The organism is uncultured Streptococcus sp., assembly GCF_963521255.1.
GTDB lineage: Bacteria > Bacillota > Bacilli > Lactobacillales > Streptococcaceae > Streptococcus.
This window is the reverse complement of the sequence record NZ_CAUQTU010000001.1, coordinates 166,003-185,422: the sequence shown is the minus strand read 5'-3', so window position 1 is coordinate 185,422 and position 19,420 is coordinate 166,003. Positions and strand designations below refer to the sequence as shown.

The 19,420-nt window shown below is 39.8% G+C and carries 22 protein-coding genes; all 22 read left to right on the top strand.

Going from position 1 to position 19,420, the window contains the following annotated elements; genetic code table 11:
* Positions 1-106: 106 nt before the first annotated feature.
* The 22 genes from RWP09_RS00875 to RWP09_RS00770 all read left to right on the top strand — a co-directional run bounded on the left by RWP09_RS00875 (position 107) and on the right by RWP09_RS00770 (position 19,414).
* The gene (locus tag RWP09_RS00875; protein ID WP_009729741.1) at positions 107-289 is read left to right on the top strand and encodes a hypothetical protein; all 183 of its coding nucleotides are present in this window, start codon (positions 107-109) and stop codon (positions 287-289) included.
* A complete protein-coding gene (locus RWP09_RS00870) occupies positions 289-1,413 on the top strand; it encodes a replication initiator protein A (protein ID WP_125851520.1) in 1,125 nt (374 codons plus the stop codon). The genes RWP09_RS00875 and RWP09_RS00870 overlap by 1 nt, the downstream gene beginning before the upstream one ends.
* Positions 1,407-1,574 carry a hypothetical protein gene (locus RWP09_RS00865; protein WP_000910110.1) on the top strand — a complete coding sequence of 56 codons (168 nt, stop codon included), beginning with the start codon at positions 1,407-1,409 and terminating at the stop codon, positions 1,572-1,574. Before RWP09_RS00870 ends, RWP09_RS00865 begins: the two co-directional genes overlap by 7 nt.
* 4 nt (positions 1,575-1,578) lie before the next feature.
* The gene (locus tag RWP09_RS00860; protein ID WP_125851519.1) at positions 1,579-1,845 is read left to right on the top strand and encodes a thiopurine S-methyltransferase; all 267 of its coding nucleotides are present in this window, start codon (positions 1,579-1,581) and stop codon (positions 1,843-1,845) included.
* A gap of 23 nt (positions 1,846-1,868) precedes the next feature.
* Positions 1,869-2,003: a hypothetical protein gene (locus tag RWP09_RS00855; protein ID WP_256963771.1), complete on the top strand. Its 135-nt coding sequence runs from the start codon at positions 1,869-1,871 to the stop codon at positions 2,001-2,003.
* A gap of 2 nt (positions 2,004-2,005) precedes the next feature.
* Positions 2,006-2,221: a helix-turn-helix transcriptional regulator gene (locus RWP09_RS00850; protein ID WP_020901884.1), complete on the top strand. Its 216-nt coding sequence runs from the start codon at positions 2,006-2,008 to the stop codon at positions 2,219-2,221.
* A gap of 289 nt (positions 2,222-2,510) precedes the next feature.
* A complete protein-coding gene (locus RWP09_RS00845) occupies positions 2,511-2,813 on the top strand; it encodes a hypothetical protein (RefSeq protein ID WP_000128978.1) in 303 nt (100 codons plus the stop codon).
* Positions 2,814-2,831: 18 nt separating this feature from the next.
* Entirely contained in the window at positions 2,832-3,686 is an 855-nt protein-coding gene (locus RWP09_RS00840) for an LPXTG cell wall anchor domain-containing protein (protein WP_125851518.1), read from the top strand.
* A 26-nt stretch (positions 3,687-3,712) separates the two neighbouring features.
* Positions 3,713-7,414 (top strand): SspB-related isopeptide-forming adhesin, encoded by a 3,702-nt coding sequence (locus RWP09_RS00835; protein WP_314432860.1) that lies wholly within the window; start codon positions 3,713-3,715, stop codon positions 7,412-7,414.
* 63 nt (positions 7,415-7,477) lie between these two features.
* The gene (locus RWP09_RS00830) at positions 7,478-7,966 is read left to right on the top strand and encodes a hypothetical protein (RefSeq protein WP_314432858.1); all 489 of its coding nucleotides are present in this window, start codon (positions 7,478-7,480) and stop codon (positions 7,964-7,966) included.
* A gap of 73 nt (positions 7,967-8,039) precedes the next feature.
* Positions 8,040-8,264, top strand: a complete 225-nt coding sequence (locus RWP09_RS00825) for a hypothetical protein (protein WP_000340303.1) — start codon at positions 8,040-8,042, stop codon at positions 8,262-8,264.
* Positions 8,265-8,291: 27 nt separating this feature from the next.
* Positions 8,292-9,038: a hypothetical protein gene (locus RWP09_RS00820; RefSeq protein WP_314432855.1), complete on the top strand. Its 747-nt coding sequence runs from the start codon at positions 8,292-8,294 to the stop codon at positions 9,036-9,038.
* Positions 9,039-9,162: 124 nt separating this feature from the next.
* The gene (locus RWP09_RS00815; RefSeq protein ID WP_265472682.1) at positions 9,163-9,501 is read left to right on the top strand and encodes a hypothetical protein; all 339 of its coding nucleotides are present in this window, start codon (positions 9,163-9,165) and stop codon (positions 9,499-9,501) included.
* A gap of 15 nt (positions 9,502-9,516) precedes the next feature.
* Positions 9,517-9,990, top strand: coding sequence for a hypothetical protein (locus RWP09_RS00810; protein ID WP_216728579.1), 474 nt, complete (start codon positions 9,517-9,519; stop codon positions 9,988-9,990).
* 47 nt (positions 9,991-10,037) lie between these two features.
* Positions 10,038-10,385 (top strand): PrgI family protein, encoded by a 348-nt coding sequence (locus RWP09_RS00805; protein WP_125851512.1) that lies wholly within the window; start codon positions 10,038-10,040, stop codon positions 10,383-10,385.
* A complete protein-coding gene (locus RWP09_RS00800; protein ID WP_125851511.1) occupies positions 10,345-12,699 on the top strand; it encodes a VirB4-like conjugal transfer ATPase, CD1110 family in 2,355 nt (784 codons plus the stop codon). Before RWP09_RS00805 ends, RWP09_RS00800 begins: the two co-directional genes overlap by 41 nt.
* Before the next feature lie 25 nt (positions 12,700-12,724).
* Positions 12,725-15,361, top strand: a complete 2,637-nt coding sequence (locus RWP09_RS00795; RefSeq protein ID WP_216728578.1) for a phage tail tip lysozyme — start codon at positions 12,725-12,727, stop codon at positions 15,359-15,361.
* 19 nt (positions 15,362-15,380) lie between these two features.
* A complete protein-coding gene (locus RWP09_RS00790; RefSeq protein WP_000781848.1) occupies positions 15,381-16,025 on the top strand; it encodes a hypothetical protein in 645 nt (214 codons plus the stop codon).
* A complete protein-coding gene (locus tag RWP09_RS00785) occupies positions 16,022-16,294 on the top strand; it encodes a type III restriction endonuclease (protein WP_125851510.1) in 273 nt (90 codons plus the stop codon). Before RWP09_RS00790 ends, RWP09_RS00785 begins: the two co-directional genes overlap by 4 nt.
* Positions 16,248-17,087, top strand: a complete 840-nt coding sequence (locus RWP09_RS00780) for a hypothetical protein (RefSeq protein ID WP_125851509.1) — start codon at positions 16,248-16,250, stop codon at positions 17,085-17,087. Before RWP09_RS00785 ends, RWP09_RS00780 begins: the two co-directional genes overlap by 47 nt.
* Before the next feature lie 12 nt (positions 17,088-17,099).
* Entirely contained in the window at positions 17,100-17,618 is a 519-nt protein-coding gene (locus RWP09_RS00775; protein ID WP_125851508.1) for a hypothetical protein, read from the top strand.
* A complete protein-coding gene (locus RWP09_RS00770) occupies positions 17,615-19,414 on the top strand; it encodes a VirD4-like conjugal transfer protein, CD1115 family (RefSeq protein ID WP_125851507.1) in 1,800 nt (599 codons plus the stop codon). The genes RWP09_RS00775 and RWP09_RS00770 overlap by 4 nt, the downstream gene beginning before the upstream one ends.
* Positions 19,415-19,420 lie beyond the last annotated feature (6 nt).

The following is a 19,420-nucleotide window of genomic DNA, read 5'->3' as shown; positions in this document are numbered from 1 at the left end:
CTTGATTCTATAATTTATTTGATTGTCCCTTTAAAACAGATTTTCTCATTATCCATTATGATATAGCTGTGAATTAACACTAGTTTGTGACAAGAAAGGATTACCTATGAAACAACACCAAACAAAGGTCTCAAGGTTGACTAGAGACGTAATGATTTTAGATTTGATGAATACAATGGGATGGACTAAAAGCCGTGCTATTGCAGCTATTGAAGAGTTAGAACAAACTCATCTTGTCTATTTTCCTGAAGCTGGTGGCTTGAGATTACAAGTTGTAGGAGGCTACTAATGGCAGATATCACGATTGACCAACTAGCCACTCTAACTTTTTATCAAATTCCAGAAATCTTTTTCACCCGTATTCAACACAATGAGAACGGCTATGTCAAATTGACTAGTTCTTACACGGGTCTTTCATCTGATGCTAAGTTAGCTTATGGCGCTCTTTATAATCGCTGTAAATTAAGTATCAGTTCATTCCAGAAGGGAAATAGAGATTACGTTGATGAAAATGGAGCGGTCTTTCTAATTTTTACAGTTTCTGACCTGATGCTGCTATTGGATAAGGGAAAGATGAAGGTTACTAAGATCAAGAAAGAACTACAAGAACATGGTCTCTTACGAGAAGTTAGGCAGGGACTCAATAAGCCGAATAGACTTTATCTTCAGCTAGTTGATGCTAATTTAGAAATAGTGGAGCACTATTCAGCTGATGGTGAGTTACTGAAGAGGGTTAATGCCTTTGGTAAAGTTCTATATGAAAAAGTACCCCAAAGCATTGGTAATAGCGAAAGTATCAAAAACGGACGTCCGCAAAATGGACTTCAAAACGTCCACGAATCGGACGGAATAAATACAGAGAAGAGTAAGATTGATACTCTTTACGATACTAATCGATACGAGGGCGAGTCATCTTTATCTGATTTATCAATCTCTGAAGCATTTAAAATGGGGCAACATGCTTTTCTTTCTTCTCAACTAGTTCAGAAACTCAGTTTGTTTGGAAAAGATGCAAAAATTCTTGAAAATAAAATCTATCAATCGAAACGTCAAGTTGAGAAGAATTATAACAACCTCTTAGCTGATCAGGAAATTTATGGAGAGGTTTGGCTGCAAGATCTTGAACGTGAGCTTGATAAATTGATTTTCAAAATTAAAACAGGAGAGGCTGAAGAAAAACCAATCCAGAATGTCCCAGCCTACTTCTACAAAATGATGATTCGTTTTTGGAAGATGGCTCTACTCATTGAAAAAGAACATGGTTTTCTGGAGGTATCAGGACAAAGTGAGCACGCTAGAAAATTCCCTGATGAGTGCCCTAGTCTGATTGCATACTATTATCCAGATAAACTGTCGGAGACGAAACTCAATAGCTATTTATCAGAATTGTCTAAGGGAGTTGAAACATGTTAAAAGATGAATTTAGACCAATTGATGGCAAAGTGCTAACGATAGGTCGTAGCCCGAAGGAGAAAATCTACATGGTTCCTAAAGCTGTTTTTGATTTACCGAAAAAAGAAAGAGCTGAGAAACTCAGCCAAATTTTCTCATCATGGCAACAGAAAGAGGATTGATTTCATGGGATTGTTTAATCATCAAGAGAGAATTAACAGAGTACAAGCTATGAAGGCTACACCTCCCCAACCAGTTCAAGAGATTGAAATGATTGTAGAGTATTTTGATAAAACGGTAGACAGTATTTCTGTCACTTCCAACTTGGAGGAACTAGAAAAATTGGTATCAAGTTCATTTGGAACAGGAGCAAGTATGAATTTTACATCAGCAACTCCGCCGTTTTCTATCAATCCTCGATGGGTGAAGAAGATAACTTATCGGACAAAATAAGGAACAATATCAGGAGGATAGTAATGTTTAAACTAGTCACAATGGCTTTATTCTTGCTCTTAGTTTATGGAATAGGGGTTGTCATGCTGGAGCTGAAGAATGCACCTCTGATGGATGATGAAATACTATCAAGTCTAAATAATGAAGGAGACAAGTAGATGTGAGGAAACAAACACAAAATCGTATCAGAGAATTACGAAAGCAGTCTAGACTGTCTCAGCAAGCCTTGGCTGATCAGATAGGTGTTTTTCGTAACACCATATCGAACTGGGAAACAGGATATAGTCAGATAAGTCTTGAAAATGCTAAAAAAGTAGCAGAATACTTTGGGGTAACTATTGACTACCTGTTAGGTTCAGAATCGGACCAAACCTAGTACAGATAAATCTATATTGACCGAGAAGTCATTAAACTACAGACCTTTGAAAACTGAATACAAGGCTTGCCCTGATACAGCGTGGCTATGGATAAAAAAGAAACGGGGGCGAGTAGCAAACTAGAAAAGGATATCTAGTCCAGCCACTGAACGAAAAAGCATGATAATGATCATAAGCTGAAGGAGTAAGGGTTCCTAGACTATAAACCCAGCGCATGAAATACCGATGTAAAAATACGTTTTTACACAGCACGGCGTTATTTCGCCTTTCAACTTCAAGGAGAAATCTATGACAGATGAAATAACCGTCCGCCTAAAGGACTTAAAAAACTTAGGAAAACAAGGAGGTGCGACAGCTCGCTTAGAGGACGGCACAGACCTTATTCTGAAGCCAGACTATGCAGTCAAACAGGCTAGAGGATACGTAGACGGTCTTTTAAGGGATGTTGAATTTCATTTGCCTTATAAAAAGGTTTATGATCAAATTCGCACTATTAAGAGAGATGCTCAAGTTATAGCTCGAAAAGTTAAGACACCATCAGGAATGGAGCTTCGTTTAACTGGAAAAGGTTATAACCCGAAAAATAAATAAAGAAAAGGAAAAATCAAAATGAACAAGAAACAAGTATTAGCTGCACTAGCACTTTCAACTATCGCACTTGCACAAGCTGGTTATGTATCAGCAGACGAACTTGCACCAATTGATTCTTCAGCACCAACAACAGAAGTAGTTACGCCAACAGCACCTAGCACTTCAACAGAAACAGAGGCTCCAGCAGTTCAGCCAACAGCACCTAGCGCTTCAACAGAAACAGAAGCTCCAGCAGTTCAGCCAACAGAGCCTTCAGTTACTCCAGTTGATCCAACAGCTCCCTCAGACAAGGATAACGCAGGAAGTCTTGACGGAGTGCCAGCTGATAAACCAGCACCTTCAGATAAGGCGCAAGACAAGGATAATGCAGGTAGTCTCGATGGTGTACCAACACCATCAGATAAACCACAAGACAAAGACAACGCAGGAAGTCTTGACGGAGTGACAACTGATAAACCAGCACCTTCAGACAAGCCACAGGACAAGGATAATGCAGGTAGCCTTGATGGAGTCCCAGCTGAAAAGCCAAAAACAACAGATGAGGCGAATGAGCAAGGAAAATCACAAATTGGGACTACTTCAACCGCAACAGGTCAAGTGGTTCATGATCTGATAAAAGTTCCTGTTGAAACAAATACAGGAGCATCAATTGTTAGCACCCAAGGCGGAAACGTAGTTCTTTCAGATGGTTCAGTGGTTGCTCCTGAAGAGGTCGGAGGTACTGTCAATGAAGATAAGACTATCTCTGTTACAGACAAAGATGGTAAGCTCAAAACCCTTCCAAACACAGGAACGGCAGAAAGCATTCTAGGTACTATTGGGGCTATGTTGTTGACAGCAGTTGGTTACTTCTACAAGAAGAAAATGTTTTAAGGTGAAATTGAAAGGGAAACAATTAAATGACAGAAAAAACACAAGGACACGGATATTTCCGTAAGAAAAAATGGGCTAAAGGTTTAGTATCAGGAATTGCAGTTGCAGGTATTGTAGCCTTCTCTGCAGGTTCTGTATTGGCGGATGAAGCAGTCCAGCCTGAAAGTAGAAACGACAACAACGCTTACGCTACACAAGCTGGTAAAACAACAGGAAGCCAGTCGGTAGCGATTGATAATAGAGTAGTTACTAAGGCAGCTGGAAAAGCAAAAGAAGCAGGAGTGAATGTTTCTGAGACTCAATCAGTTGATAAGGGAACAGATACTACTACAACAAAACTGGAACAGTCTAAGTCTGAGATTAAACAAGACCAGGACAAGCAGATCAAGGCACTTGAAGAAACGACTGCAAAACAAGTTCAAAACAATGAAGCCTTCAAGGAAGTGCAGGAAGCTATTCACGCTAACAATAAATTTGTAGCTGATGAAAAAGCCAAACATGAAGGGGCAACAACTGTCACTGTAACGAATGACGGTTCGACTGCCACAGATGGTTCAGCAGACCAAAACAAGAAAGCTACTCAAACAGCTAAACAGGTCTTGTCAGATAACCAACAAGCAGTAACAAAATACCTGGGTGAAAAAGCTAAGTATGATGCTACTGTTAAGCAAGCTAATACTTTAAACAAAGCGGTAGAAAGCGCATCTGAACAGCTGAAGAAAGAAAAAGTTGATGTTAATGTCGTTACACGTACTGTTTCTTCAGTCAAAGAAGTAGAGGCGCTACAAAAGAAAAATGATCAGGCTATTACAGCTGCAAAAGGAAAAGTTGAGCTTAACAAAGCGATTATGGCTGCCTACACAGAGAAGAAGAATGCTAGTGATCAAGTCAATCAAGATGCTGATCGCAAATCAACCGAACTGAAAAATACTGGAGTGCTTCTAACTTCTAAAACACAGGAAGTTTCTTCAGCTGATGAAGCGAAGCGAATTGGGAAACAAAACCAAGCAGCTTATGACAAAGCTAAGAAAGCACAAGCAGACTGGCAGAAGAAATACAATGAACTTCAAGCTAAAACAAGTACGGAAGGGTACACAAAAGAGGTTGTCTTACAGGCTCTCAGTCTAGCATCAGCTAATCCTGAAGCAACAGTGAAGTCATCTGCTTCAGGTTCAACAGTAGTAACGACAGGTTATATTGCTTCCTCAAGTGGTTCTTCAGGATATGGTCGTATTCTTGACTCGACTAAGGTCTTGAAATATAAGGATGTTGGCACTGGATGGAAAACAGAAATTGACTACACTAATCTGAAAGGTTTGACTGTTTCAACTGCAGATGGTAAAAAGCATGATATTTCTCGTATCCATCGAAAATTCGAGATTCTTAATCAAGGGAAGACAGGATTGAATGATGTCTATGTCTTGAATGATCCAACAGAAGGATTCGTAGTAGCTCGTAACGATGGAGCTGGTGGATCAGCAGACTACATGAATTTCTTGGTTACGGATACCTACTACTACAATGTGGATGGGAAAGAAGTAACCTTCCAAGCAAGTGAAAAGACTCCTGCAACCCTGACCTATTCTTCACTCAATCACAATCGTATTGGTTGGGAAGGTGCGAAAGCCATCAACGGAACTCACGTTGAAATTAACGGCTCCACTGTTACAGAAAACAAAGATTATGGCTATGTCTATGCTGAAGACTACAACCGCCAAGAAGATGTAGGGCATCTTTGGGATACATCTGACTCACCTTACCAATACAAGGGCGCTGCACTTGGTGTTTTCAAGGAAGGGACAGCCTTCACAACCGAATTTATCCAATGGGATGGACCAGATAGTCCAAGTGGCCAAACCTATTGGTTCGCTTTGAATACGAAGTTTGTAACGCCAGTTGTTGAAGTTCCAGCTACGGCAACTATCACAAAAACAACCGTGAAGCCAGTTAAGACTGAACCTGTATCAGCTGAATTGGTCAAAGCGAAGAATCCAGTTAAGCCAACCTTGGCTCTTAAAACACTTTCTGAGACGAAAAATCAGAAATTATCAGCAAGCTATCACGGCTACAAATTGCAGTATAAGCCAGTAGTAACTAAATCTGTTGCAGATACAGATAAGACCAATACAAACGGTCAAACAGTTGCTAAAAATGCTACTCAGCTTTATACATTGCATCATGATAATATCTATGCGAACCTTAAAAAAGGGGACAAGATTACCATCATCGATCCACTCGAAGCTGGAGCAGTTCCTGATGTGGCTGTCACAAAGGCAGCTACAGAGAAAGCAGGATGGGGCGTTGCCTATGATGCAGTAAAGAATACGTATACCTTTACTGCAACCTACGAAGGGAAGCGCCTAGAAGCTCCTGTGATTACTTGGAAGCCAATCTATGACAAAGGCTTCTATGACAATACTTATAAAGTGTTAGTGAATAACTATGAAGTTTTCTCAGATACTGTTACGAACTACACTCCAAGACCTCCAAGACCAGTCAAAGCTGTCTTGGATCGCTCTGGTAAGGATATCAATGGTGCGACAACATTTGATCGCAACGTGACCTTCCGCTTGATGACAGATTATAGCCCTTACACCAAAACCCTTGCTTCAGCGCAAGCGATTGGTAAGAAGTTTGGAATCTTTGACGATGTTCAAGACAAAGCCTTCACAGTTGACCACAGCAAGATCAAGATGACTGCTGCAGGTAAAGACGTTAAAGCGCTCTTTACTATGTACCATGTACTCTCACACAAAGCACGTACAGATGCAATCAATAAAATCCTGAAGGAAATGAACTTGAATCCGAAGGGTGAATTCTATCTCTGGGTAGCAAAAGATTCCAAGAGTTTCTATCAAAACTACGTGAAACCAAATAAGAATGTTACTGTTGATCTTCCAGCTAAGCTCCTGGTTAAAGCAGGGGAGAAAGTTGAGAATAGCTTTAAGCAAATCGACTTTGGCAATGGCTATCAATCAAAACTTGTCACTGTCTCGGTTCCTGATGTGAATCCAGAGAAACATGCCCTGGATCAAAAGGATAATAAAAAAGTCTTGGATGGCCAAGAAGTACAGATTGGCCAATACATCCGCTATCTACTCGATGGCGTAACCGTCCCTAGTAAACACGATAGCCTCTTCCAATATGATGGTATTGATATGCTTGACTTGAAGCATGATCGATATACGGGTAATTGGTCTGGTATTATTCGAGGGACAGAATACCTTGCTCAAAAAGACCTGGTTCTTCCTTATGATGTAGTCTTGTCTGACGGTAAAGTGGTTAAGGCAGGAGACAAGATTGCTAAAGGCTCTGTGTATGCCTTCCAATTTGAGTTTGACCAAAGTACAAACTCTAACTTTATCAAGAAGATTGTTAAAGTAACATGGAATGAGAAAGAAGGTAAGTGGGCTTACACTATTGATAAAGAGTTCTTGAACTCTCTTGGCGTTCAAGGAACATTTGACTCTGACTTCTATATTGAAGTGGAGCGAATTGTAGCTGGGAAGGTTGAAAATACCTTTATCAATACAGTCAATTTACAAGAGATGACGGCTAAAGTGACAACCACAACGCCAGAACCTCCAAAACCAGAGCCTAAAGAACCACACAAGCCACAACCACAAGCATCGCTTCCAAATACTGGAACAGCAGCAAGCATGCTTCCAACTTGGGGAATGATTTTGGGATTATTGAGTCTTGCAGGTCTTCGTAAGTATAAAAAATAGAACATCTAGAAATTCCCCCTCATCTATGGTATAATGAAGCCATAAAAAAGAGGGGGAAGAGAGATGAGAAAGGACACGAAAATGGATGCACATGTGACTAGAAGTGGATACAGATACTATACCCCAACTAAAACAAAATCAGAAGTAACCAAACCTGAAGAAGAGAAGAAGTGGAAAAAAGGCCTGCGTTGGCTAGGGAAAGCCATCTGGTCAGGAGTAAAGAACCTACCGAGTGTGATTGTGAGAGCTGCTGTTTTGATGGTTGCGACTCCACTCATGTTTCTCCTCTTTATCTTTAATCTGATTAAGAGCTTGATTGCGACAGCAATTGGTTGGTTTGTGTTTAAGATTGTAGTTTCATTTTTAGTAGTATGCTATTGGGCATTTCTGACAAAAGAAGGTACTATTCCATCCGAAATAGAAACCTGGTATACTAACTGGGTATTGCCTGAAGGTGTTCCAATCTATCACTGGTGGGAAACGACCATCATCGTTGTCTTAGCTGTAATTACAGCCCTCTCTCTAACCTTTCGTCCAGAGGATGAAATATAGTATTAAATAAACAAAGTAGGTACTAGGAATCTTTCTTAGTACCTTTTTTATAAAAGAAAGTGAGAAAAAAATAATGGATGCAGTTGTAGATTTTATTAACAAAATTGGGAATATCGGTGGGATTATCGGTATTGGTTGGGCCGCTTGGGGAGCCTGGGACTTAGCTGTAGGAATCAAACGTGAATTGGATGACAAGAAGGATAAAGGAATTCAAAGTTTGATTTTAGGCGCTCTTCTCGGTGCCGTCCTAAAAGCCCTCTTTACAGCTTTGGCAACAGGTCTTCAATCTCTTGGTTAGGATGATGAAGAAAGAGGAGGTGGTTTCATGAACCAATCCACGCTTGATCAACTAACCATGAGTCTGAAGGACTATAATGCGACAGCTTATCAGCTGATGGAGACTGTTTCGGGTTCGATGGAGAAGGTAGCCATTTTGCTTCTTCTCCTTTTTATGGGGATCAACCTCATGAACTGGCACCAGCATCTTAAAAGCAATGGTGGAGAGCTGTCTTTTCAGCTTTGGATTGAAGAAATCCTCAAGTATGCTATTGCACTCTTTTTTATCCTCTATGTGGATGCAATTTTTGATGCCTTGTCATGGTTGTTCAATGTTATCATTAAGTTAGTAGCTAAAAATGCTACAGATCCTTTCAGTTCTGAGGCACCAGATTTTAAAGGCTTAGGTGCTATGGAAAAATGGTTCTTTAAGATTATTTATGGGGTTGTTGATTTTGTCGGTCAGATATCGACTAAGTTGTTGATCTTGTTGCGCTCTTTTACACTTTACACGTATAAGGGAATCGCTAAAATTATTGTCGCTTGTTACATGGTGGATAGCTTACGTCCGATCTGCCTCGGTTTCTTTAAGCTCTATGCTGCTGCTGTCCTTCAGGGCTTGATTCTAGTGGTTGTGATCATGCTTTACCCAGCTATTGTCACTAATGATCTCTTGACAGTTGATAAGACTGGAGCTTTTATAACTGCACTCGTAGCAATCGCAAAAGGAATTATTTACATTGTCCTGCTATTTGGCAGCCAACGAATGGCCAAAAATATCCTGCAGGTGAACTAGATTATGGTATAATAAAAGGAGAATGAGTGATGATTGAAAGGAGTATAATAATCCTATGAGATCTACTATAAAAAATTATTATGAAAGGTGGACGAATCGGCATGAACACCGATACAAGGAAGCCTTGGATTACTATAAAAAGCAGTCGAAAGAGGCATTGTTAGCAGAATTGACAGAGTTGGAAATAAAAAAAGAGAGAGCTTCTCGTAGCTGGAAATTGTTGGTAGGTCTCGTATTAACGATTATTTTTTCGGATGATTTGAAACGCCTTCTTGCGATTTTATTTTCACCTCTAACAGGCGTACCTACCAAGGAATTGAACGAAAGTGTATTAATGAGTATCATTATAACACTGTTTATAGTTTTGCTATTTTTGACTATTTTAGTTTATAATTTTAGTTACTCGTTGTTGTTAAGGCGGTATCTCATTTTAAAACGCTACATAGAAGAATATCATACTTGAATATAGGAGACGAACTTGTATAGAAATCGATTTTTTGAAGTATTAGAAAGCCCTTATACACCTTATATTGCAGTGGAATTGATCTACGCAATAGTTACCATTTGGTTTAATATCAGTCTTGGTAATTTGAATAAGCAACTAACACATCATTTTGATATCGATAAAATGATAACTCGGAAAGATGTGACAATTGCCACCCATGTTATGTCATATAAAGATAACTCCTCATGGAATTACTTAATCTTTGGGGGTGTGTTGATTTTGATTGGTTTTATGATTCCTATAGTATCTTCAATAATAAATAAGTCTAGCTATAAGGAGGAAACAATCAAAAATTTCATTTGGTGTATTATCTTCATAGTTTCAGTGGTTAATCTCTTTTTAATTATTTCAATATCGCAAGCTCTGTTCAGTCCGATAATCATAGCAACTTTAATAATGTGCGCAGTAGGAGCAATATTTGGAGCTTTTGCAATTTCTAACACTTAAAAGTATAAGGCAGCCATAATGGCTGTTTTTTTAATGAAAGGAACAGAATGACACGTTTAGGCAGTGAATTTTTAAAGGCTTTAGATAGCTACGAAAGGCCAGTTATAGGGTATATGACACTGAGACAGTTAGTGCTACTATTTGGTATAGCATTGACAGTAGTTGTCACTACTATCCTCTATTGGCTGAAGGCACCTGATATAATACTTTATGGCGTTGATATTATGTTATTAGCGCCTTTTGTTATTTTCGGGTGCTATATTGATGAAAAAATTAAAGATGAGGTTCGTTTCCTTTTGACTAAGCAGGAACGCTCTTATCAGACAGATTATGACAGAAAGGAATATACAAGAAATGAATTTATTCGGCCGAAAGAAAACCCCGAAACTCTCTAAGGAGGAACGGGAACGGGCCAAACGTCTGAGACGTACCATGACGGCCTCTACACAGAACAGCCTTAATTATCAATGGCTGACACCTGATGGACTTATGAAAATTACAAATGATCAATTTTCAAAGACCTACCGCCTAGGTGATACAAGCTATATTACTGCAACAGATGATGAGCGAATTGATATCATTGAAACAAATGCTGATATTTTTAATTCGCTGGACATTGATAATGATATGCAGCTATTGATCCTGAATCGTCGAGTAGAAAGCAATAGCTTATCTTCTATTCGCTATGATTTGGTTGGAGATGGATATGACGATTATCGTAAAGAATACAATGCGATGATCAATGATCGTTTTTCTCAGGAACAAAACACCTTCAAGGTAGAAAAATATCTGACGATTACTACTCAAACAGACCAGGATCATCAAGCTAGAAGAATCCTTGATGATACAGCCAGCGTTATTGAAAGCCAATATAGTGGCTTAGGGATTTCCTTTAAGGAGTTAGAGGGGTTAGATCGTCTTCTTATCTTCCGAAAACTCTTGAGACGAGAAGGCTTTATTGATTTTAACTATGAAGACATTGCTATTTCTGGACTATCAACCAGGGACTTTGTAGCTCCAAACTATCTGAAGTTTGAAAAAGATCATATGAAAATTGATGATTGTTTCGCAAGGGTGATGTATGTTAGACAATATCCTACCTTCTTGAATGACAAACTGATTAAGAATATCCTGGATACAGGAATTGAACTTGCTATCAGCCTACATGCGAAACCCTATGATACTGCAGATGCCTTGAAGAAAATCAAGACAGTTAAGTCAAGTGTACGCAGGGAAATGATCAAAAGTCAGAAGGCTGCCGCCAAAGAAGGCTATGGAAGTGACCTAGCCGTTGGTGGGAAGGCTGTGGAGACATCACGTGAAACAGAGAAATGGACTGAGGAACTCCAGGACAATGACCAAAAAATGTTTTCAGGTGTGATGACGATTTTCTTCATGGCTGATAGTCTGGAAGAGTTGAATATCTACACAGAGCAGGTTCAACGATCTGTCCGTAAGAATACGGTAGAACTAGATAAGTGTTACTTGTACCAGGAAGAATCCTTGAATACGATTCTACCGATTGGGATTCCATTTATCAACGTGAAACGCCGTTTTATGAGAGATATGACTACCAGTAACTTGGCCACACAAGTCCCATTTACCAACGTAGATCTTCGATCTAGCAGCCCACGTGCAATCTATTATGGCCAGAATCAGCTATCTAAGAACGCTATCACAGTTGACCGTAAGAAAGACTTGAATACAGGTTCAGGTTGTATCTTTGGGACTTCAGGATCAGGAAAGTCAGTTCTTGCTAAAGGTGGGGAGATAATTCCTACAACTCTACGTTACCCTGAAGATAATATTATTATCGTCGATCCTGAAGATGAGTACACTGGTATTGGTCGAGAATTGGGTGCAGAAATCATCACAATCGCTCCTGGATCGCAACATCACTTTAACTTGCTGGATCTTCCTGATAAGGATAAACTGCAGGCAGAAGATAGTGACCCGATTGGCCAAAAATCAAACCTCTTATCAACCTTGTTTGAGAATATATTCTCTGAGGTATCAGACGATGAATTTGCGATGATTGACCGTGTAACGAGAAAGACCTATGAGGAATTTGAAAAACCAACATTTAAGGATTGGCAAGCAGTTTTAGAACGTCAACCTGAAGCCGTAGCTAAGGATCTGGCGCTGAAGGCAGAACCTTATACTATCGGTTCAAATGATATCTTTGCTCATCCTACAAATGTCAATATGAATAGTCGCTTTATTATTTTCAATCTCAAGCAGTTGAGTGGTAAATTGAAGCCATTTGCTCTCCTGGTGATTCAGGACTTCATCTGGAATCAGGTAGTCAATAACCAAGGTAGATCCATTACATGGTTGTACTTTGATGAGTTGCAGCTATACTTCAAAAATAAGCTGCAAGCAACCTTCTTTACAGAACTATACTCACGTATTCGTAAGTACGGGGCTATTCCAACAGGGATTACACAAAACCCAGAGACTGTTTTATCTACAGAGGAAGGTAGAAAGCTAGTCGCAAACTGTGAGTTTTTAGCCCTCCTGAAGCTGAAGAGGACAGACCTAGAAGCCCTGGAGCAGGTAATTCCTCTTACACCTTCACTGGAGCGATTTGTTTTGCGACCAAAAGCAAAAGGTACGGGTTTGATTGTGGCTGGAGATACAATTGTTCCATTTGAAAACCCTATTCCTAAAGATACTAAACTCTATCAATTGGTTGCGACAGATAGTTAAAAAATAGAAAGAGAGGTGATATCTTTTGTTTGAAAGTGATCCTAAACAATTAAAACAGGAGCGCAAGAGGAGAATCAAAGAAGGATCATACCTCAATAATAAAAAAGCTCCTAAAGAAGCACGTTTAGACTCAAAAGTTGCATTTAAAGAAGCTAAGAAGAATTATCGCTTAGCGAACAAAGATTATAAATTACACAAAGGACCTCAAGCAACAGCTAGAGGTCTTTTCTTTAAGCAACAACGTGATCGAGCAAAGTTGGAAAAACAAATTGCCACAACGCTCTATAAACGAGCTAAAAAGGCAGATGATAGTTATATTCCTAACCGCCTGAAGAAACGTGCAAAACAAAGTGCCCGAATGAAAGCGAGACACGACGTTGAGAAGACAGTCAGAGATAATGAGATTCTTGGAGACTGGGTTCAGGCTAGGCAAAATATTCGTCAATTTAAGTACCAGGTAAACACCTCTAAAAGAGCGTTAAATGCTGTAGGAAAATTATCCAAGTATTCAATCAATCACAGCTACGGACAGCTCAATAAAAGCTATAATTTCATCAGAGGGCGAGGGTATACTCGAACACCAAGAGAGTTCTCCTGGGAAGGAAAACTCAGCAAAAAAATGAAACATGCCAAAAAGCGACTGGCACGTTCAAAGTTTGGGAAGGCATCAAAACGTTCAGGAAAAGTCTTAAAGTTTGCGTCAAAATTACTACGTTCGATTTTAGCCAATCCTTTAGCTGTCAAGTCCTTTTTTTTAATGTTTCTTATCTTTGCTGTTATAGGGGTATTTATGGCAGTGTTTGGAGGCAGTGGTCCCGTCCAACAAAATGAATTTGACCTTAATAAGTCCTGGCTTCAGATCAGTAAACGTGATAGAGAGAAGTCAAATGATAAGGTTGACTATTGGACAAACATCGATGATATGCTCTTTTTCATGAATTTTCGCTACGGTAGCGATTGGAAACCAGAGAGTTCCTGGAAAGATGGTACAGGTGGAGAATGGGCTGGGACATTAGGTTTTAATCACTATTCTGATGCCTTGAATGACCTTTGGAATCATTTGAATGATGATCCTCATAATTTGAAGAAGATGGCTGATTTATATGGTTCTTCTTCGAAATTAGAATGGGCCAAATTGAGTGACAGTGAACTAGAAGAGTATAAAGAATTAGAGGAGTTGACTAAAGAAGTTGGTCGCTATCCTTCTTATCAAGAACTAGCTAATCCTTTTTACCTGGAGGACGATCCTTCTTACCAAGCTCCTCTAGTTATCCTGAAGCGGTTTGGTTATACCTCTAAGAGTGAAATTTATGAGAAAACACAACTAAAAGCCTCAACGGGACAGGCCGTAAGGGCTCCTATTGCAGGCAAAGTAAGTGTGACAGATGATACGACTGTATCAATAAAAACAGATAAAGCAATCTTTACTTATGAAGAGGTAGGAAATATCCGTGTTTCTGACGGTGATCAGGTCAAAGCTGGAGATGAGGTTGGGAAGGTAACGGCAAATGGTTACCAGATCATTCAGTATCAAAAATTGGAGGAAAAAGAGACAAAGGATAAGAAAGAAAAGTGGACATCAGTTAATCCAGGCTTTTACTTTCAATCTGTCACGTACAATCAGACAACCTCAGTCATTACCACGCTTAATGGCGATTTGGGACAAAAATCACGAGCGATAAAAGATTACTTGAAGCAAAAGGTACCAGGGCTAACAGATAATGGTTTGGCAGCCATGCTTGGGAACTTTGCAACTGAAAGTAATATCAATCCTAAACGTGCTGAAGGAGACTATCTTAGCCCACCAGTAGGGGCTGATTCTTCTTCATGGGATGATGAGTCCTGGTTAGCTATAGGAGGACCAGCGATTTATAACGGAAGATACCCAAATATTCTTCGACGAGGTTTAGGATTGGGACAGTGGACAGATACAGCGGATGGCTCCACGAGACATACTCTATTATTAAACTATGCAAAATCTAAGAATAAGAAGTGGTATGATTTGGAACTGCAACTGGATTTTATGTTGGAGGGGGATACTCCTTACTATATCACAGGACTAACTTCAATTCTAACTAGTACAGAGGATGTAGAGACGCTTACAGAGCGTTTCCTGGTTAATTGGGAAGGAAACTCTGGAGATAAGGTCTTAGAGCGCCAGAATAATGCTAAGCAGATCCACGCTTTTCTTACTCAACAAGTTCGAGGAGGTGGAGCGTTAGCATCTTCCTGGAATTTCCCTGCCGAGTATCAGTCAAAAGTGGAGCACCCTCCTACACAAGCTTCTATGACTACACAACAAGGAAGCGGCTACCCAGTTGGTCAATGTACTTGGTATGCGTATAATCGTTTAGTTGAACTAGGAACGATTACAGACTTATCAGGGTCCTATGGTTACCTTGGAAATGGTCAGGATTGGGTAACAAGCCTAGTCGCAAAAGGATGGAAGTACAGTACGTCACCAACGAGAGGGGCTGTTGTATCAATTCTAGGTGGATTTGGTGGGACACCAGGTGGATACGGTCATGTTGCGATTGTGGAAGCTGTGAACCCAGACGGTTCATTCCTAGTTTCGGAATGTAATGTCCAAGGTGTACAGGATAAGGTCCATTTTCGTGTTCTCTATCCAGCTGACTACTATACATTTGCGACACCGAATTAAAAAAGAAAGAAGGTAAATCATGAAAATGATAGATATGGAGAAATTGAAACTCCTGAAAATAGGAGGAATCTTTATAGGAGTTGTGCTAGTTCTAGGATTCGTATTCTGGATTGGAGCAGCAACCTCATCACAAAAGAAAGCTAAACAGGAAGCTGAAACTACGCAACAAGAAACCAAAGCAGAGGGAAGCGAACTAACGCAAGAATATGTAAAGGAATTTTTGACGGCTTACTTCAATAAGCAGGATCTGGGAGAAAATAGAAATCGCTATTTGCCCTATATGACAGAAGCTGCTTACAATCAGGAAGTGAACTCTGAAGAAGAACCAACGGTACAAACCTATAAGGGCTATGTAGTGGATACACAGATGAAGTCTTCTACCATCTATATCGATCAAGAAAACCATGTTGCCCTAGCTCAAGTGAGATACACTCAGACACAGTTACAGAAGAAGTATGATTATACTAACGCCCAAACAAACGTAGGATCTTCAAGAACCATACGGATTCGCTTCAGCAAGCAAGATGGGAAATACCTGGTAAATCATATTGACCCCATTTTGATTGTGGACAGCTTGAACACCAGCGAAAAGGCGAGTATTCCATCGTTAAACAAACCAATCACTAACCAAACACAAAGTACAGAAGGGAAAAAGGAACAATGACAAAATTAGAAACTTTGGAAAAACAAAAACAGAAAGCGGAAGACCGCTTAGCTGACTATATGGCCAAGGCCAAGAAGGAAGAAGAGAAACTGCAGCAGCTAGAAACTCAAATCATTCTGGCCAAACATGAGGAACGGTCAAACTACTTGGCCGAACATAATTTAACCTGGGCTGATATTGAAACAGCTCTTGCTGAAGGAAAATTGAAAGGAGCTGAAAAAGATGTACCGTTTAACCAATCTGACACAAAACACGACCACAACGTATAAAAATCGGGATCTTGTGTATCAAGCCCTGGAGCGAGAAAATGCTAAGGTTAAACACCAGGAGGCAGAGGCCGTTTTATTGGTAGAGGAACTGGATAAAAAGAATGTAGTGGTGTACCAAGAAGATGTCTATTTGCCGTTTGAAGGGATCGCAGATAGCCTCTTCCTGAAGCCTGGTATGGTGAATAACAAGGAGGCTACAGTAAAAGAATCAAAAACCTCACTCTTTAAGCGCCAGACTAAAACAAAACATCTAGAGAAGACTCCTGAAGAGAAAACTGAAGCCTCTTCCTTGAAACATGAAACTCCCAAACCTCGAACCTCTTCTAAACGCTCTTTTTGGGTGTATTTAGGAAGAGTTCTGGTGTTGTTTGGTCTAGTAGGAAGTCTGACACTTGCTGGCTTATCATTTACGCTAGTTTACCATCAAGAAAAGCAACTCTCCGCCGTATCCAAGGAACTTTCAAATCTAAAAACCATTCAGTCAAAAACAGGGGAACTAGATGCCTTTTCACGTTACTTTTTACCAGCCCTTTACTCTGATAAAGGGAAAATGGCTGATTTTGTAGCTCCTCAGTTAGTGCTAGACAGACAACCAGGTCAACTGCAGTCAGTGATTTTGGAGTCTAGCTTGATGGTCGATGAAGCAACCTATCAACTGACCTATGTAGTGGCCGTGAAAGACGGTGAGAACAGAAGTCAGAAACGCTTGGTAGTTACTGTGAAGGAAGAACCTTCAGCGCCTTACGGATTCCAGGTTATTGCCAAGCCAGAACTATCCAATTATCCAAAATAAAGGAGGTCTTACATGGATCAAGAAAAAGTCAGTCATTCTCTGGCGTTAAAAGGAAAAGTTACCCTGGAGATGACGATACAAGCTCTGTATGCCCTCGCAAAAGCCCATTATGACAAGAAACAACATAAGGCGGCAAATCGAACTTTTGAAGGGGAGACACGTTTTAATGACTTTATGGCCACAAAATCAAAAAAAGATGTCGAGAAGTTATTAAATAGTGAAGTTCACTTGGCTAAGTTGAAGCATTACCTGGAGGAGTATAAGGTAGGTTTTACTTATCATCAAAAAGATGGTACAACCTATCTCTTCTTTGAAACAAAAAATCGTCTCCTGGTAGAAAAGGCTCTCAAAGATATGTTGGCAGACATCACGAAAAGCCCAGAAAAATTGGAAGAGTTTGCGAAAAAGGTGCTGAAGAAACCACACGAAATGACTCCTGAAGATAAAATCAATTACTATAAGACAAATAAGGTCTATAAAGGAACGATGCCAGTTGTTACGAAGGAGATTGGGAAGGAGAAGACACGATGATTAGAAAACCCATATGGCCCTACCTGGTGGTGGGGCTATTTTCATTTGTTATTTTCCAGTCCTTTTACCATTACTACCAACTTTCGACTGCAGCAGTACCTTTCATGGGAATGTTGCGACTTCGTTGGTTGCTAGAACACTGGGAACGCTTCTCTTTTGGTGTTTTCTTTGATTCAGGAGCCTTGTATGCAGGGTTGATCGGATTCGGCCTCCCAATGCTTGTCTATGCTTCTATGGATAAGAATTTATATCGCCAGGGAGAAGAGCAAGGTAGTGCTCGTTTTGCGACTTTGAAGGAAATGAGACGGTTTGAAGACGTTGATTTTGAGAAGAATATGATTTTTTCAAAACAGGTCAAAATGGGACTATTCAACTTTCGCTTAGCCTACAATGTGCAACTCAACAAAAATGTGATTGTCATTGGACTTCCAGGAGACGGTAAAACCTTTACTTTTGTATTGCCAAATTTAATGCAGATGAACTCAAACTTTGTTGTGACGGATCCTAAAGGAAACCTGGTACATGAAGTTGGGAAGATGCTTGAGAAAGCTGGCTATGCTGTTAAAATCTTTGATTTAATTCGTCTCAAGAATTCAGATCGGTTTAATCCTTTTCATTACATGAAGTCTGAGCTAGATATTGATCGTATCTCTGAAGCAATTACTGAGGGAACGAAGAAGAGTGAGCATACTGGAGAAGACTTCTGGGTTCAAGCAGAGTTGATGCTGCAACGTGCATTGATTGGTTATCTCTATTTTGACTCTAAGGATCCTAAAACAGGAGTCCAGTTATATATGCCCAATTTGGGTCACGTTGCGGATTTATTAAGAAATATGTATCGAGAGGACCCAGATGTACCAAGTCCTGTCGAGCAGATGTTTGAAGAACTGAACGAACATCAACCTAATAACTATGCTTATAAACAGTGGAAATTATTCCAAAACTTCAGAGGTGAGACAAGAAACAGTGTGGTAGCGATTTTGTCTTCTCGTTATTCTATCTTCGACCACGAAGATGTCCGAAACTTAATCAGTGAAGATACCATGGAAATGGATACCTGGAATACGAAAAAGACAGCCGTTTTTATTGCTATTCCTGAAACCAATAACTCCTTTAATTTTCTTTCATCAATCTTGTTTGCGATTGGTTTTGAGGTTCTTACACATAAGGCTGATGATATCTTGCAAGGGAAAGTACCTGGCTACAGTAGAAAAAATCTTCGCCACATTCAGTTTATCTTCGATGAGTTTGCACAAATTGGCCGTATTCCAAACTTCGCCCAGGTCCTCTCTTCTATTCGTAGTCGTGAGATGTCTATTAAGATTATCATCCAAGCTGTCAATCAGCTAGAATCACTTTATAAAAGTGATTGGAAGACCATCTTTAATAACTGTGCTACTCACCTATTTTTAGGGACAAATGACAAGGATACGATGGAATACTATTCTACAAGGTCAGGTAAGCAGACTATACGTACTAGATCCACCTCAAAATCGCATAGTTATCGTAATGGCTCATCAAGTGAAAATAAACAAATTCAAGGCCGTCCCCTTCTAACTCCAGATGAAGTCGCAAGAATTGGGGTAGAAGAAGGATTGGTCTTTATTTCTAAACAAAATGTCTTCAGAGATAAAAAAGCAAGTGTCTATGATCATCCTAGAAAAGATGAGATTGCAAGTTCTCCTGAAGACAAAGAAAACTGGTACGAATACACTCGAAAAGGAACAGACATCGACGGCTTGCTTTTATATGCTAACGATTTGACTCCGCAGCTAAAAGAGTTATTCGTGGCCTAACATACA

Excerpts from the sequence above, each read along its gene's own strand:
- RWP09_RS00835 (WP_314432860.1), top strand. The coding sequence starts at position 3,713 with ATGACAGAAAAAACACAAGGACACGGATATTTCCGTAAGAAAAAATGG.
- RWP09_RS00860 (WP_125851519.1), top strand. The coding sequence starts at position 1,579 with ATGGGATTGTTTAATCATCAAGAGAGAATTAACAGAGTACAAGCTATG.
- RWP09_RS00825 (WP_000340303.1), top strand. The coding sequence starts at position 8,040 with ATGGATGCAGTTGTAGATTTTATTAACAAAATTGGGAATATCGGTGGG.
- RWP09_RS00845 (WP_000128978.1), top strand. The coding sequence starts at position 2,511 with ATGACAGATGAAATAACCGTCCGCCTAAAGGACTTAAAAAACTTAGGA.
- RWP09_RS00870 (WP_125851520.1), top strand. The coding sequence starts at position 289 with ATGGCAGATATCACGATTGACCAACTAGCCACTCTAACTTTTTATCAA.
- RWP09_RS00790 (WP_000781848.1), top strand. The coding sequence starts at position 15,381 with ATGAAAATGATAGATATGGAGAAATTGAAACTCCTGAAAATAGGAGGA.
- RWP09_RS00855 (WP_256963771.1), top strand. The coding sequence starts at position 1,869 with ATGTTTAAACTAGTCACAATGGCTTTATTCTTGCTCTTAGTTTATGGA.
- RWP09_RS00820 (WP_314432855.1), top strand. The coding sequence starts at position 8,292 with ATGAACCAATCCACGCTTGATCAACTAACCATGAGTCTGAAGGACTAT.
- RWP09_RS00875 (WP_009729741.1), top strand. The coding sequence starts at position 107 with ATGAAACAACACCAAACAAAGGTCTCAAGGTTGACTAGAGACGTAATG.
- RWP09_RS00775 (WP_125851508.1), top strand. The coding sequence starts at position 17,100 with ATGGATCAAGAAAAAGTCAGTCATTCTCTGGCGTTAAAAGGAAAAGTT.
- RWP09_RS00830 (WP_314432858.1), top strand. The coding sequence starts at position 7,478 with ATGAGAAAGGACACGAAAATGGATGCACATGTGACTAGAAGTGGATAC.
- RWP09_RS00805 (WP_125851512.1), top strand. The coding sequence starts at position 10,038 with ATGACACGTTTAGGCAGTGAATTTTTAAAGGCTTTAGATAGCTACGAA.
- RWP09_RS00785 (WP_125851510.1), top strand. The coding sequence starts at position 16,022 with ATGACAAAATTAGAAACTTTGGAAAAACAAAAACAGAAAGCGGAAGAC.
- RWP09_RS00840 (WP_125851518.1), top strand. The coding sequence starts at position 2,832 with ATGAACAAGAAACAAGTATTAGCTGCACTAGCACTTTCAACTATCGCA.
- RWP09_RS00800 (WP_125851511.1), top strand. The coding sequence starts at position 10,345 with ATGAATTTATTCGGCCGAAAGAAAACCCCGAAACTCTCTAAGGAGGAA.
- RWP09_RS00770 (WP_125851507.1), top strand. The coding sequence starts at position 17,615 with ATGATTAGAAAACCCATATGGCCCTACCTGGTGGTGGGGCTATTTTCA.
- RWP09_RS00780 (WP_125851509.1), top strand. The coding sequence starts at position 16,248 with ATGTACCGTTTAACCAATCTGACACAAAACACGACCACAACGTATAAA.
- RWP09_RS00865 (WP_000910110.1), top strand. The coding sequence starts at position 1,407 with ATGTTAAAAGATGAATTTAGACCAATTGATGGCAAAGTGCTAACGATA.